This window comes from Staphylococcus sp. HMSC069D12 (assembly GCF_001810405.1).
Classification (GTDB): domain Bacteria; phylum Bacillota; class Bacilli; order Staphylococcales; family Staphylococcaceae; genus Staphylococcus; species Staphylococcus haemolyticus.
Genome location: NZ_KV801105.1, coordinates 101,886 through 116,875, shown reverse-complemented (window position 1 = coordinate 116,875; position 14,990 = coordinate 101,886). Strand labels below are relative to the sequence as shown.

Sequence of the window (14,990 nt, the reverse complement as noted above, 5' to 3'; positions counted from 1 at the left end):
AAGGAGTATTTATTTGTGGTCTAGGCTCTCGGATGAAATTGGTTATACATCTGTCTGATTTGAGTTTTAGAAACATGTGTATATAACTGAGTAGTAGAAATATCAGAATGACCTAACATCTCTTGAACTGCTCGTAAATCTGCGCCATTTTCTAATAAATGAGTAGCAAACGAGTGTCTTAATGTGTGTGGGGTCAAAGTTTTAGTAATATCCGCTCTTAAACCATATTGTTTAATTAGTTTCCATATACCTTGACGTGTCAAAGGTCGACCATGCAAGTTCAAAAACAGTACATTCGTTACCGTTTTTTTAAGTAATTGAGGTCTAACAGTATTGATATAAGTATCTAAGTATTCAATGACAGTGTCACCTAAAGGAATGATTCTCTCTTTGTTCCCTTTACCGAAAACTTTAACAAATCCCATAATTAGGTTGACATCATCTATCTCGATTTGTATTAATTCAGTAACACGCATGCCTGTTGCGTATAATAACTCTAAAATTGTACGATCGCGATACCCATTATTTTTAGTTAAATCCGGTGTTTCTAGTAACTGAATTACTTCTTCAACTTCTAAAACATCTGGAAGTTTTTTTTCGTACTTAGGCGTTTCTATTAAAACGGTGGGATCTTTAGCAGCATATTTTTCGCGTAAAGCAAATTGATGAAAACTACGTATTGTTGAAATAAATCTTGCATTGGATTTCGCGGACGCGCCTTGATCTATTAGAGAACCAAGGCATTCTTGTATTGTTTGTCTATCTATAAAATCAATATGAGCAATTTTTTGTTCTTGCATATATAATTGATATTTTTTCAAATCTCTGCGATAAGCGCCAATCGTATTTTCACTTAAACCTTTTTCAATTTGTATAAATTTTAAATATTCCTCGATAATTGTTTCCATGACAACACCTCTATTTGAATAAACTCAAAATCATTTTTATGTAATAGTATTAAGAAAGACTAAGACAATGATTTAAAATTGTCCTAGCCTATAAGTTAATCTATTTTCCTTTAGCTTGGCATTCAGCGCAAACGCCGTGAAAAGTTAATCTGTGATCAAGAATTTTAAAGTTATATTCTGTTTCTACTCTTTCTTCAACTTGAGGTAATAAGTCTTCATGAATTTCATCAACTTTACCACATTCCATACACACTAAATGATGATGGAAGTGTTTAGCGCCCTCTTTTCTTAAATCAAAGCGTGCAACACCATCACCAAAATTAATTTTGTCAACTACTTTTATTTCAGCTAAAAGTTCTAATGTTCTATAAACAGTGGCTAGTCCAATTTCAGGTGCTTTGTCTTTCACTTTTAAATAAACATCTTCCGCGCTTAGGTGATCCTTTTCATTTTCAATTAGAACTCGTACTGTGGCTTCTCTTTGTGGTGTTAATTTATATGAAGACTGTTGTAATTGTTGTTTAACTCGATTTAATCGTTCTTCCATGGGAGCGACACTCCTCTATCAATAATTATAATCATTTTAAATTGAAAATATTTCAATTACTAAATTACCAATATTTTCAGTTAAATGCAAGAAATTTACAGCACTTAATTAGAATGATTATAATTTAATAATATATATTGTAAACCAATTATTGTTTTAGCATCTTCTATTTCATGATTATCAAGCAATGCTTTTATATCTGAAATCGGTACTTTATGCAATTCAACAAACTCATCTTCATCTAGGTTAAGTTGCCCTTCGCTTAGATTATTGCTGAAGTATATAGTGAGTTTTTCATTAGTGAATCCAGGACAACCATACATGTCTGTTATAAATTCTAAATTATTGGTCACATAACCTGTTTCTTCTTCTAATTCTCGTTTGGCAGCCTCTTCACGAACTTCATCTTGTTCTAATTTTCCAGCAGGTATTTCTAACAAAGTTTTTTCAACTGGTTTACGAAATTGCTTAACAAGTAATACTTCATCATTAGGCGTTATTGCACAGACTGCCACTGCACCGTTATGGTAGACTAATTCCCTTCTAGATGTATTGCCATCAGGCAACTCCACATCATGAATTTCTAAATCTATAATTTTGCCATTATAAATTACTGTTCTATCAAACGTCTTTTCATTAAATTCCATTAAATTCACGTCCCTTTTAATTCATTATATAAATTGGTAAGATGAATGCGTTACCTAAAGTGTATCGAAAGGAGATTGGACATGCAAAAGAATATTTTAAAGAGTGGCATCGAAATTTCAGAATTAGGGTTAGGTTGTATGAGTTTAGGTACAGAGTATGCTAATGCTGAACCTATCATTGAAAAAGCAATCGAAAGTGGTATCACTTATTTTGATACTGCTGATATTTATGATAGAGGGACTAATGAAGAAATTGTGGGCAAAGCTTTAAAAAAATATCAAAATCGTGATGATATTGTAATTGGAACAAAAGTTGGAAATCGCCCTACTGAAGATGGAGGTACAACATGGGACCCTTCTAAGAAATATATTAAAGAAAGTGTAAAGGGATCATTAAAACGATTAGGACTAGATCATATAGATCTATATCAATTACATGGTGGTACAATAGATGATCCATTGGATGAAACGATTAGTGCATTTAATGAATTAAAGCAAGAAGGAATCATTAAGGCATATGGTATTTCTTCAATACGCCCAAATGTTATTGATTATTATTTAAAACATAGTGAAATCGAGACAATTATGTCGCAATTTAATTTAATTGATAATCGTCCAGAACAATTATTGAGTGACATCCATGCGAAAGGCGTTAAAGTGTTAGCACGCGGACCCGTATTTAAAGGGTTGTTAACTTCCGATAGTATTGATGCTTTAGATCATAAATTTAGTAAGGGCATATTTGATTATACACATCATGATTTAGGAGAAACGATTGCTTCTGTTAAAGAAATAGAAAGTAATCTTAGTGCTTTATCTTTTGAATATTTAAAATCTCATGATGCACTTGGCGCAATTATCGTTGGCGCTAGTTCGCCACAACAATTAGAAGAAAACGTTAATAATTACAATAAAAAAGTAAGTCTTGATCAAGTGAAAGCAGCTCGAGAAAGAGTGAAGAACTTAGAATATACTCAACATTTAAAATAGATAACATGCTTAATTAATTTTTAAATAATCACTTAGGTGTTAGGGACAATAAATTAAAAACTTGTCCTAAACACCTTTTGTTTCAATTTAAATTGATTTAATTTAATATTGCTTTAAATACCTATGTTTATCATGTTCACTTTCTTCTTTAATGACTACATTCATGATTTCCCCTCTTAATATTAGCTCATGAAATTTGAAATCTATAAATGATTGTTCGGCAGAATCTAATGAATCATAATAGTCTTGTCCTAATAAATCTGTAATAGTAAAAATTGATTGTGGTGATAGTGTATTCACATTCTCAATACATTGTTTGACGTCTCGGTTCACACAACATAACATGCAATCACTCCTATTTACTGTTTGTTTTTAAATAAAAATGGAAAAAGCGATTCAAGAAATCTAGGGCATAATTGATAAAATTTTAAAGCGGAGTGCATCCATTTAGGTTGATTGATTTCACATTTACGTTTAATAATACCGTCAATAATATCTTTAGCTAATAGTGTTGGATCTAACATCATTGCGTCATACTTATGTGCATATGCGAGACTTGGATCTGCTTTTTCGTGAAAAGGCGTTCGAACAGGTCCGGGATGAACTAACATGACATGGTAAGATGGCTGTTCTAAACGAAGTGCATTTAGAACTGCATTAAAAGCCGCTTTAGATGCACCATAATGAGCCGCATTTGCTTGTGAGATGAATGCTGCTTGACTCGAAATCCCTACAATACTCGCATGTTTGGATAAATATGGCAGTAAGGCATGCAGTAATAAATTAAAACCGATGATATTAACTTCGTAAGTTTCTAACATTTCATTAGTGGAATGTTGACTTATCGATTTAAAATATCCAAGCCCAGCACTATATATGATACCGTCAATTTGAGTATCGATATATTGTGGTAACATGCTAATAGCATTTTTATCTTGCAAATCACAAGTTAGCATTTGTACTCTTTTTTCAAATGGTTTGAAATTGATTTGTTTATATTTTTCTTTGTTCCTAGCAAGAATTGAAACATGAGCCCCTTTTTTGATAAGTTGCCTAGTGATTTCAAGCCCCAATCCACTAGTGCCTCCAGTAACGATATAATGTTTACCTAACATAGTAATACCCTCTTTAATTATGATTAAGATTATAATAACCTAAATCATTTCATACATAAAGTTATCTATTATATAAAAAGAAGTGCCCTGGGATCACCTGAGCTGAAGCTCGTGCGTATAGTAGCACTAACTTTTATAAAAAAAGTGCTACTAATATGTTACTATGGTTTTATAAATTAAAGAGTGAGGATGATGTTGTCAATGAAATTAGTATTTTATGGTGCAGGAAATATGGCACAAGCAATCTTCAAAGGTATAATTAATTCAAAAAAATTAAAGTCACATGATATTTACTTAACAAATAAATCGAATGAAGAAGCGTTAAAAAATTTCGCTGAGGAATTAGGTGTTGAATACAGCTACGATGATGAAAGCTTATTACAAGACGCAGATTATGTCTTCTTAGGTTCTAAACCTTATGATTTCGAAAAAGTAGCACAAAGAATTCAACCATATATCAATGAAAACAATCGCTTTATTTCTATTATGGCTGGTTTACCTATCAATTATATTCAGGAACAATTACATGTTGAAAATCCTATCGCTCGAATTATGCCTAATACAAATGCACAAGTTGGTCATTCTGTAACAGGTATCAGCTTTTCAGGAAATTTTGGACCTAAATCAAAGGAAGAGGTTATCGATTTAGTAAATGCTTTTGGTTCAGTAATTGAGGTGGATGAAGACCACTTACATCAAGTAACTGCGATTACAGGAAGCGGTCCTGCATTTTTATATCATGTCTTTGAACAATATGTTAAAGCAGGTACAGATTTAGGTCTTGAGAAAGATCAAGTTGAAGAATCAATTAAAAATTTAATTATTGGTACAAGTAAGATGATTGAAAGATCAGATTTAAGTATGGAACAGTTGCGTAAAAATATTACTTCTAAAGGTGGAACAACTCAAGCGGGTTTAAATGCATTAGCTCAACATGATATTGAAGCAATCTTTAAGGATTGTTTGAATGCAGCAGTTCATCGTAGCGTTGAATTATCTAAAAATGAAGATAATTAAATTTTACTGTAAAAGAGACTAGGATAATGATTTATCTGTGACTTCATTATCCTAGTCTCTTACTTTGTAATTTTAATTATACTTACTTTAAAGAATTAGTAGTATTTAAATTTTAAACGTATCAAAATCTTTAACAAATTCAAAATTTGGAACATCTTCATGTGTCTTTAATTGTTGTTTAATAAGTTGAATATTCTCGTGATTATAGCGATTACTTAAATGTGTGATTAAGCTTCTTTTTACATTAGCTTGTTTTATTAATTCAAAAACATCTTCAATATGACTATGGTGATAATTATTTGCTAATGTTTTTTCGCCTTCAATGTATGTAGCTTCATGAATCATTACATCAGAATCTTTAGCAATGCTTAATTCCGACTGACATGGTTTTGTATCACCAAAGATGGATATAATTGGTCCGGGTTTAGCTGGCCCTTTGAAATTTTCCGAATTATATACTTGTCCTTCATGTTCAAAATTATCATAAGATTTTACTTCTTGATATTTTGGTCCAGGATATAAACCAATTGATTTAAGTGCCTCAACATCAATTGTTCCTGGTGTCGTCGGAGATTCAATGCGATAACCATAAGAAGGGATACCATGATTTAACAAATGTGCACTAATTGAGAATCCTTTATGATGATATGTGAAATGATTATCAATTTCTATATAAGTAATCGGATAGTTTAGATGAGATTCAGATAATCTTAGTGTAGTCTCAATAAATTGCTGTAAACCTCTAGGACCAATAACTGTCAGTGGTTTGTCTTCTCCACCTTGAAAAGAACGGCTTGTAAGTAGTCCAGGCAATCCGAAAATATGATCTCCGTGCATATGCGTTATAAAAATATGGTCAACTTTTCCTAGCTTAATTGAATGATGTAATATTTGATGTTGTGTGCCCTCTCCGACATCAAATAGCCATATACTATTCGAAAAAGGCTCAAGGTTCAAAGCTATAGCTTGAGTATTTCTCTCTTTAGTAGGTAACCCAGCGCTTGTTCCGAAGAATGTAACTTCCATGCATATGCCTCCTTTTCCTTCATTATATTTTATCATATGTGGTTATTTTTGCTATAAAAAGACATAAAATAAATACATTAGATACATTTTGAGTTATAATGATATTAAATTGTGCATCATTCTATTATATAAGTGCCCTAGCAAAATAATAAATATTAGGCAAATCAGTTTGAAGCGGTGCAAATATAATTTATAATAATACAATCATAGTATTAATAGAATTGAGGTTTTGAACTTGAGTAAACATTCTAAACATATTCCTTGTTTAATTACTATTTTCGGTGCTACCGGAGATTTAAGTCATAGAAAATTATTTCCATCACTATTCCACTTGTTTCAACAAGATAATTTAGATGAACATATTGCAATAATTGGAATTGGACGTAGAGATTACACGAACGAAGTCTTTCGTGAACAAGTTAAAAGTTCTATCCAAAAGCATGTCAAAGATACGGATCAAATTGATGCATTTATGGAACATGTCTATTATTTTAAACATGATGTAAGTGATGAACAAAGTTATTATTCATTATTGAGTTTTTCAAATGAATTAGATTCACAATATCAGTTAAAAGGAAATCGCTTATTTTATTTAGCAATGGCACCTCAATTCTTTGGTATTATTTCGGATTACTTAAAATCGTCTGGTTTAACCGATACTACTGGTTTTAAACGATTAGTTATTGAAAAACCATTTGGCAGTGATTTAAAATCGGCTGAGCAATTAAACAATCAATTAAGACGCTCATTTAAAGAAGAAGAAATATACAGAATTGATCATTATTTAGGTAAAGATATGGTTCAAAATATAGAAGTCTTGCGCTTTTCAAATGCGATGTTTGAACCATTATGGAATAATAAATACATTTCAAACATTCAAGTAACATCCTCAGAAGTATTAGGTGTTGAGGACCGTGGAGGTTATTATGAATCTAGTGGCGCATTAAAAGATATGGTACAAAATCATATGTTACAAATGGTGGCCCTTTTAGCTATGGAAGCGCCAATTAGCTTAAATAGTGAAGATATACGTGCTGAGAAAGTTAAAGTATTGAAATCACTTAGACAGCTTGATCCTCAAGAAGTAAAACAAAATTTTGTACGTGGACAGTATGATGAAGGATTTATTGATGGTGAAAAAGTCATTGCCTATCGAGATGAAGATCGAGTAGCCGAAGATTCAAATACTCCAACTTTTGTATCAGGCCGACTAACAATTGATAACTTCCGTTGGGCTGGTGTACCTTTCTATATTAGAACGGGAAAACGTATGAAATCTAAATCAATTCAAGTTGTAGTTGAGTTCAAAGAAGTACCAATGAACTTATACTATCAGACCGATAAATTGTTGGATTCAAACTTATTAGTTATTAATATTCAACCTAATGAAGGTATATCACTTCATTTAAACGCGAAAAAGAACATCCAAGGTATTGATACAGAACCCGTTCAATTATCATATGCAATGAGTGCTCAAGATAAGATGAACACTGTGGATGCCTATGAAAATTTATTATTCGATTGTTTAAAAGGTGATGCTACAAACTTTACACATTGGGAAGAATTAAAATCTACATGGAAGTTTGTTGATGTTATACAAGATGAATGGACAATGAATGAACCTAACTTCCCTAACTATGAGTCAGGTACAAATGGACCATTAGAAAGTGATTTATTATTAAGTAGAGATGGTAATCATTGGTGGGATGATATTCAATAAATAGTCAATTGATAAGCCTATAGTGAAGCCTTCTGGACTAAAGTAATATTTTGAGTTCAAGTATTATTTTAATAGTAGCTACCTAAATTGAACATGTGCTCATAGCCAGCCTCTTTCAACTATAGTCATTCTTTTGGTGGTGGGACAATGAATTGATTTTAAATTCTGTCCTACCACCCTTTTCTATTAAAAAATTTTCAATATGACACATGTTAAGATGTATATTTTCTAAAAATAAGGTAAAATAAAAGTTAATGATTGTAAATTTATTGGAGTGAGAGTTTTGGACGTTATCAAGCAGATACAACAGGCAATTGTATTTATCGAAGATCGTTTATTAGAGCCGTTTAATTTGCAAGATTTGAGTGATTACGTTGGTCTTTCTCCTTACCATCTTGATCAATCATTTAAAATGATTGTTGGACAATCACCTGAACACTACGCACACGCAAGAAAAATGACTGCAGCTGCTAAAGAAATGGTTCAAAGTTCTTCGAGGTTAGTAGATGTCGCAAAAAAGTATAACTATCATAGTTCAAATGATTTTGCGAATGATTTTAGTGATTTTCATGGGATTTCACCAATTCAAGCATCTACAAAAAAAGATGAATTAAAATTACAAGAACGTTTATATATAAAGTTGACAACTACTGAACGAGCACCTTATCCATATAGACTAGATACCACGGAAGATATAGCATTAGTAGGTTATGTACGTTATATTGAAGCAAATAATTTATCTAATCCTTATAAAGTTCCTGATTTTTTAGAAGATTTAATTCTTGATGGTAAAATAAAAGATTTAAAAAGGTATAATAATATAAGTCCATATGAGTTATTTGTAATCACTTGTCCATTAGATAATGGATTGGAATTATTTATTGGTGTTCCAAGTGATAGATATCCATCTCATTTAGAAAGTAGAATATTACCTGGGAGACATTATGCGAAATTTAATCTCCAAGGAGAAATAGACTATGCGGTTAATGAAGCTTGGTATTATATCGAATCAAGTTTACAACTTACTTTACCTTATGAAAAAGATAGCTTATATGTTGAAATATATCCCTTTGATGTCTCATTTGAGGACCCATTCACTAAAATTCAATTATGGTTGCCAATTGAACAAGAAAATTATGATTTGTAAATATCAAGGAAATACATTCTCTAATCAAAGCACCATATCTTTTTGCAAATCTATAACGATAAGTGTTATAATCTAACTAACAAGAATATCTGCATTTTATGCACCAATCCCCTCACTATGTCAGTAGTGAGGGGATTTTTTTGGTGTAGCTTGTCGCCTATTTACTTATTGTTACGGTTTCGAAGCCAATACGAAAATAACGCAACAATACAACCACTTGTTACTGTGGCTACGATGTGCACAAGAATATCTGCCATTTTAGCACCCCCTCTCTGCGTATAGATAAACGCCTGAGAGATAGGCGACTTATTTATTATATCATCTCTAATATATCAGTCATGTATTATTTACGGCCGTAAAATGATTTTTTATTTTTCAAAAGAAAAAGAGGTTAGGACAAAATAAGTATGTCCTAACATTGCTTATGAATTAAATTTCTGCTACAAATGCTTCGAATGGCTTAAGTGATTTTGAATCTAATTGACTATTGTAATTATGTAATTTGATTGCATCCTCATCGATATCAAAAGGTAATGTTAATGAACTTTGTTTATCAGTTAAGTTACCTGCAACCACTACAGTTTTGCCTTCTAATTGCCTAGTATAAGCGAACACATTTTCATTTTCTGCATCAATTAAATCAAACTGTCCGTACGTATAAATTTCATGAGATTTCTTTAATTGAATCAATTTTTTGTAAAAATTAAGTACAGAATGCTCGTCTTCTAATTGATGAGCTACATTAATATCTCTATAATTTGGATTAACAGGGAACCAAGGTTTTCCCTCTGTGAAGCCACCATTTGTAGAATCATTCCATTGCATAGGTGTACGAGAATTATCACGATTTTCCATTCTATACTTATCTAATAATTGATCAACGTCTCCACCTTGTTCTTTTACAATTTTATATTCATTTCTAACCGCAACATCATTAAACGTTTCAATACTTTCAAAAGGATAATTGGTCATACCAATTTCTTGTCCTTGATAGATAAAAGGTGTACCTTGCTGTAAGAAATACACAACGGCATGGCTTGTAGCAGATTCAAACCAGTAATCTTTATCGTTACCCCAAGTTGATACACGACGAGGTTGATCATGGTTTTCTATGAAAAGTGCATTCCAACCAATTCCTTCTAGTCTCTTTTGCCAGCGATTTAACACCTCTTTATATGATTTAACGTCAAATTGAGAATCACCAGTACTCCATAAACCTAAATGTTCAAATTGGAAGATCATATTGAATTTACCTTTATCTTCTCCAACCCACTCTTCTGCATTATCTGGATTTACACCGTTGGCTTCTCCAACAGTCATAATATCATATTGGCTTAGTGACTCATCTTTCATTTCTTGTAGCCAATTGTGAATACCAGGTTGATTCATATCTACATCAAAGGCTGGAGCATATTTTTTTCCTTCTGGTACAGGTAAGTCACCAGCTTCAAATGTTTTCTTGATATGTGTAATAGCATCGACACGGAATCCATCAATACCCTTTTCAAACCACCAATTCATCATGTTGAATACTGATTCACGTACTTCTGGATTATCCCAATTTAAATCTGGTTGTTTTTTACTAAATAAATGGAAGTAATATTGATTAGTTGTTTCATCAAATTGCCATGTTGAACCATTAAAAATGCTCTCCCAATTATTTGGTTCAGAACCATCATCTTTAGGGTCTGCCCATATGTACCAGTCTCTTTTAGGGTTCTCTTTACTAGATTTTGATTCAATAAACCAAGGATGCTCATCAGATGTATGGTTAACGACTAAATCTAATATTAGTTTCATACCACGGTCATGTACACCTTTTAATAGACGATCAAAATCTTCCATTGTACCAAATTCATCCATAATATCTTGATAATCACTGATATCATATCCATTATCATCATTAGGTGATTTATACATTGGACTTAGCCATATAACATCAATACCTAAGTCTTTAAGATAGTCTAATTTTTCGATTACACCTGGTAAATCACCAATACCATCATTGTTAGTATCATTAAAACTTCTTGGATAAACTTGATACGCTACTGCTTCTTTCCACCAATTTTTATTCATAATTATGCTCCTTTATATTTTTGTAGTTGATACCCTTTCAATTATTTGAGTTGAAATCAATTTTTCTCTAAAAGAAATAGTTTCATTTCTTAATACATCAATGATTGTATTGCCTGCTGTGAGGCCTAATACATCTGGGTTAATGTTTACGCTTGTTTGAGATGGTGTTGCATTTTCAGTGAGAAAAGATGTATTAAACGTGGCAGTTTGTACATCCTCTGGAATGCGTAGTTGATATTCATAAAGCACATTTAATAATTGCATATTTAACATAGCATCAGACGTTATAATCACTGAAGGCGTATGACTAGCATCAATACAATATTGCTTTATACAATCACGTAAATCATTCATGGACTTTATTACGATACAGTCATTTGAAAGTTTAACGTTGTCACAGTATTGTTTAAATCCTACTGTTCTGTCTTCTGTAACTGCATAATGTCCAGATTCTTGTAAAAATAATATATGGCGGTGTCCTAAATGATATAAATATTGTGTTAATTGATAAGCTGCATCGATATTATTATTATCAATATGTATTATATTTTCGTAGTTCAAAGATTTCCCAATTATAAGATAAGGAACTTTAAACTCATAAAGTAGGTGCTCAATAGGATCATCTTTCAATGAATATAAAAGAATAAATCCATCCGCACTTTTAGATTGAATCATTGTTTTTACTTCATGATATAAGTCCCTGCTATTTTCCGACACAGTCATTCTAGTTGAATAGCCTCTTACATTACATGCCTGATTAATACCATTAAGAACGTCACTATTAAATGGATTTTGACGTATTTCAGGAGTGGAACTTTTCTGTATTAATCCAATGGTCATTGTTTTATTTGTTATTAATGTTCTTGCCGCTTGATTGGGTATGTATCCTAATTTGGACATAGCCGCTTTGACTTTATTTGAAGTTGCCTCACTAATTTTCGCATTGTTCCGTATCACCCTCGATACTGTAGATGTAGCTACATTAGCCTCTTTGGCAACATCTTTAATTGTAACCGTTGTATATCACCTCAATCTTCAAACTTTAGTAAACGCTTTCAATCATCTTATATTTTCATGGTATAGAATTCGTATTAGGAAGTCAATCATTTTGTGCAATCGTTTGCATAATTTTTAAAAAAGAAGTAAACCATTGAATTGGTTTACTTCTGTAACTAGTATGTGATTACTCTTCAACCCATTGAGTATGGAAGATACCTTCTTTATCTTTACGTTCATACGTATGTGCACCGAAATAGTCACGTTGTGCTTGAATTAAGTTTGCTGGTAAATTTTCAGAGCGATAACTATCATAGTAGTTTACGCTGGCAGAGAATCCAGGTGTTGGTACGCCGTTACGTACACCTGTTGCTACTACATCTCTCAATGCATCTTGATATTCTGTGACAATACCTTTGAAATAAGGATCTAATAAAAGGTTTTGTAATTCTGAGTTGTTATCATATGCGTCTTTAATTTTTTGTAAGAATTGAGCACGAATAATACAACCTTCACGCCATATCATTGCTAAATCGCCTAATTTTAAATTCCATTCATTTTCTTCACTAGCTTTACGCATTTGCGCAAATCCTTGTGCGTATGAACAAATTTTACTCATATATAAAGCTTTACGGATTTTTTCTAAGAATTCATCTTTATTACCAATAAATTCTGCTTTAGGACCGTTTAATTCCTTAGAAGCATTCACACGTTCTTGTTTAATTGATGAAATGAAACGAGCAAATACTGATTCAGTAATAATCGTTAAAGGAATACCTAATTCTAAGGCATTGATAGAAGTCCATTTACCTGTACCTTTTTGACCCGCAGTGTCTAAGATCTTTTCGACAAGTGCTTCATTGTCATCATCTAATTTAGTGAAGATATCACCAGTGATTTCGATTAAATAACTTTCTAATTCACCAGTATTCCATTCTTTAAATGTCTTAGAGATGTCTTCATGTGACATACCTAATAAATCTTTCATCATCGCATAGCTCTCCGCTATAAGTTGCATATCTGCATATTCAATACCATTATGAACCATCTTAACATAGTGGCCGGCACCATTTGGTCCAATATATTCTACACATGATGCACCATCCTTAGCTTTTGCAGCAATTGCATCTAGTATATCACTCACTTTATTATAAGCTGCTTCTTGACCACCTGGCATTAATGAAGGACCAGTAAGTGCACCTACTTCACCACCAGATACACCCATGCCAATAAAGTTAATACCACTTTCAGCTAAGGCTTTATTACGACGGATTGTATCTTGATAATTAGTGTTACCACCATCAATTAAAATGTCATCATCATCTAATAATGGAAGTAAACTGTCAATTGTTGCATCTGTTGCAGGACCTGCTTTAACCATTAATAAAATTTTACGTGGCTTTTCTAATGAATTAACAAATTCTTCCAAAGAATATGTTGGGTGGATTTGTTTACCTTTAGATTCATTAACCATTTCATCTGTTTTTTCGCTTGAACGGTTATATACAGAAACGCTATAACCACGTGATTCAATGTTCCAAGCGAGATTTTTACCCATTACTGCTAAACCTACTACACCTATTTGTTGAGTCATATTACTTACCTCTCTCATTCAATTTTTCAATAGTATTGTATCATAAAACTTGAAAGTACTTCACTAAACTAAATTACGATTTAGCTACTAACTCAATAATTTTGACAATTTGTTTTGCTAATTGATTAAGTGAATTCACTGAAATACGTTCAGATGTTGTATGAATATGTTCATAGCCCACACCTAAAATGACTGTAGGGATTCCAAATGTATTAATAATACTGCCATCTGATCCGCCTCCAGCAATAACAGTATCCCCAGCTAATCCAATTTCTCTAGCACTATTAGTAGCAAATTGAGTTACTTTGTCATCATTTTCTAATTTAAAACCAGGGTAGCTCTTCTCAATGATAACTTTTGCTTCACCACCTAATTCTTGTGCGGTAGTTTCGAATGTTTCCTTCATATGAGCGACTTGTTGTTCAATACTTTGATTGTCATGAGAGCGTGCCTCAGCATCTAAAACTACTTCATCAGCAACGATATTTGTAGCAGAGCCACCATGAAATTTACCTATATTAGCAGTAGTATAGTCATCAATTTGTCCTAGCTTCATGCGACTAATAGCTTTTGCAGCAATGTTTATTGCACTAATTCCTTCTGAAGGTGTACTAGCATGAGCAGTTTTTCCTAAAATAGTCGTGTTTATTACCATTTGAGTTGGTGCTCCTACTACTGTTGTGCCAACGGGTTGACTAGCATCAACTGCATAACCAAACTCAGCGTCAATGTATGTTGAATCTAGATCTTTAGCACCTTTAAGACCAGATTCCTCACCAACAGTAATAATAAATTGGATTTGGCCATGTGGAATTTCATTTTCATTAAGATATTGAATGGTTTCAATTAATGCTGCTAATCCCGCCTTATCATCAGCACCTAGAATGGTACTACCATCAGAATAAATATATCCATCCTCTTTAATTTGAGGTTTAATATTTATTCCAGGTACAACAGTATCCATGTGACTAGTGAAGTAAATTTTAGACACATCTTCTTTCGCACTAGTGGCTGGTAAAGTACATATAAGATTGTTAGCACCTAACCATGACTTTTCTGATGCATGATCTTCAATTACATTTAAACCTAGTTCTTCAAATTTCTTTTTTAAAATGGGTTGAATGACTTCCTCATGTCCTGTTTCAGAATTTATTTGGACTAATTCTAAAAATGTTTCAAGTAATCGTTGACTGTTTATCATTATGAC

The 14,990-nt window shown here is 32.3% G+C and carries 15 protein-coding genes; 4 read left to right on the top strand and 11 right to left on the bottom strand.

Annotated features, from left to right (window positions below; genetic code table 11):
- Window positions 1–20: 20 nt before the first annotated feature.
- From xerD to HMPREF2737_RS05365, 3 genes are all read right to left on the bottom strand, one after another.
- Complete coding sequence (xerD, locus tag HMPREF2737_RS05375) at window positions 21–908, bottom strand: site-specific tyrosine recombinase XerD (protein ID WP_037550517.1); 888 nt, start codon at window positions 906–908, stop codon at window positions 21–23.
- A 100-nt stretch (window positions 909–1,008) separates the two neighbouring features.
- On the bottom strand, window positions 1,009–1,455 hold the full coding sequence (locus tag HMPREF2737_RS05370) for a ferric iron uptake transcriptional regulator (protein WP_011275714.1): 447 nt from the start codon (window positions 1,453–1,455) through the stop codon (window positions 1,009–1,011).
- A gap of 104 nt (window positions 1,456–1,559) precedes the next feature.
- Window positions 1,560–2,102 carry an NUDIX hydrolase gene (locus HMPREF2737_RS05365; protein WP_037550521.1) on the bottom strand — a complete coding sequence of 181 codons (543 nt, stop codon included), beginning with the start codon at window positions 2,100–2,102 and terminating at the stop codon, window positions 1,560–1,562.
- A gap of 81 nt (window positions 2,103–2,183) precedes the next feature.
- Between HMPREF2737_RS05365 and HMPREF2737_RS05360 the strand changes: the two genes are divergently transcribed.
- Window positions 2,184–3,092 (top strand): aldo/keto reductase, encoded by a 909-nt coding sequence (locus tag HMPREF2737_RS05360; RefSeq protein WP_037550524.1) that lies wholly within the window; start codon window positions 2,184–2,186, stop codon window positions 3,090–3,092.
- Between the two features lie 102 nt (window positions 3,093–3,194).
- Here the strand turns inward: HMPREF2737_RS05360 and HMPREF2737_RS05355 are convergent, their stop codons facing one another.
- Window positions 3,195–3,437: a hypothetical protein gene (locus HMPREF2737_RS05355; RefSeq protein ID WP_037537033.1), complete on the bottom strand. Its 243-nt coding sequence runs from the start codon at window positions 3,435–3,437 to the stop codon at window positions 3,195–3,197.
- Window positions 3,438–3,451: 14 nt separating this feature from the next.
- Window positions 3,452–4,207, bottom strand: coding sequence for an SDR family NAD(P)-dependent oxidoreductase (locus HMPREF2737_RS05350; RefSeq protein ID WP_037550526.1), 756 nt, complete (start codon window positions 4,205–4,207; stop codon window positions 3,452–3,454).
- A gap of 201 nt (window positions 4,208–4,408) precedes the next feature.
- Here HMPREF2737_RS05350 and proC point away from each other — a divergent pair, with 201 nt between their 5' ends.
- A complete protein-coding gene (gene proC, locus HMPREF2737_RS05345) occupies window positions 4,409–5,224 on the top strand; it encodes a pyrroline-5-carboxylate reductase (RefSeq protein WP_037550529.1) in 816 nt (271 codons plus the stop codon).
- Window positions 5,225–5,329: 105 nt separating this feature from the next.
- Here proC and rnz read toward each other — a convergent pair whose 3' ends face one another.
- Entirely contained in the window at window positions 5,330–6,250 is a 921-nt protein-coding gene (gene rnz / locus HMPREF2737_RS05340; protein ID WP_037550534.1) for a ribonuclease Z, read from the bottom strand.
- Window positions 6,251–6,485: 235 nt separating this feature from the next.
- On the opposite strand from rnz, the gene zwf reads away from it, so the two are divergent.
- Together zwf and HMPREF2737_RS05330 are read left to right on the top strand one after the other, a co-directional pair.
- A complete protein-coding gene (gene zwf / locus HMPREF2737_RS05335; protein ID WP_037550537.1) occupies window positions 6,486–7,970 on the top strand; it encodes a glucose-6-phosphate dehydrogenase in 1,485 nt (494 codons plus the stop codon).
- 283 nt (window positions 7,971–8,253) lie between these two features.
- The gene (locus HMPREF2737_RS05330) at window positions 8,254–9,117 is read left to right on the top strand and encodes an AraC family transcriptional regulator (RefSeq protein ID WP_037550538.1); all 864 of its coding nucleotides are present in this window, start codon (window positions 8,254–8,256) and stop codon (window positions 9,115–9,117) included.
- Window positions 9,118–9,278: 161 nt separating this feature from the next.
- Here the strand turns inward: HMPREF2737_RS05330 and HMPREF2737_RS11460 are convergent, their stop codons facing one another.
- The 5 genes from HMPREF2737_RS11460 to HMPREF2737_RS05310 all read right to left on the bottom strand — a co-directional run bounded on the left by HMPREF2737_RS11460 (window position 9,279) and on the right by HMPREF2737_RS05310 (window position 14,984).
- Window positions 9,279–9,374, bottom strand: a complete 96-nt coding sequence (locus tag HMPREF2737_RS11460) for a type I toxin-antitoxin system Fst family toxin (RefSeq protein WP_107609979.1) — start codon at window positions 9,372–9,374, stop codon at window positions 9,279–9,281.
- 172 nt (window positions 9,375–9,546) lie between these two features.
- A complete protein-coding gene (locus tag HMPREF2737_RS05325) occupies window positions 9,547–11,193 on the bottom strand; it encodes a glycoside hydrolase family 13 protein (RefSeq protein ID WP_037550541.1) in 1,647 nt (548 codons plus the stop codon).
- Between the two features lie 12 nt (window positions 11,194–11,205).
- Window positions 11,206–12,201 carry a LacI family DNA-binding transcriptional regulator gene (locus tag HMPREF2737_RS05320; protein WP_037550543.1) on the bottom strand — a complete coding sequence of 332 codons (996 nt, stop codon included), beginning with the start codon at window positions 12,199–12,201 and terminating at the stop codon, window positions 11,206–11,208.
- 175 nt (window positions 12,202–12,376) lie between these two features.
- Window positions 12,377–13,783 (bottom strand): NADP-dependent phosphogluconate dehydrogenase, encoded by a 1,407-nt coding sequence (gene gndA, locus HMPREF2737_RS05315; RefSeq protein WP_037550546.1) that lies wholly within the window; start codon window positions 13,781–13,783, stop codon window positions 12,377–12,379.
- Window positions 13,784–13,856: 73 nt separating this feature from the next.
- A complete protein-coding gene (locus HMPREF2737_RS05310; RefSeq protein WP_037550549.1) occupies window positions 13,857–14,984 on the bottom strand; it encodes a M20/M25/M40 family metallo-hydrolase in 1,128 nt (375 codons plus the stop codon).
- Between the last annotated feature and the right edge of the window lie 6 nt (window positions 14,985–14,990).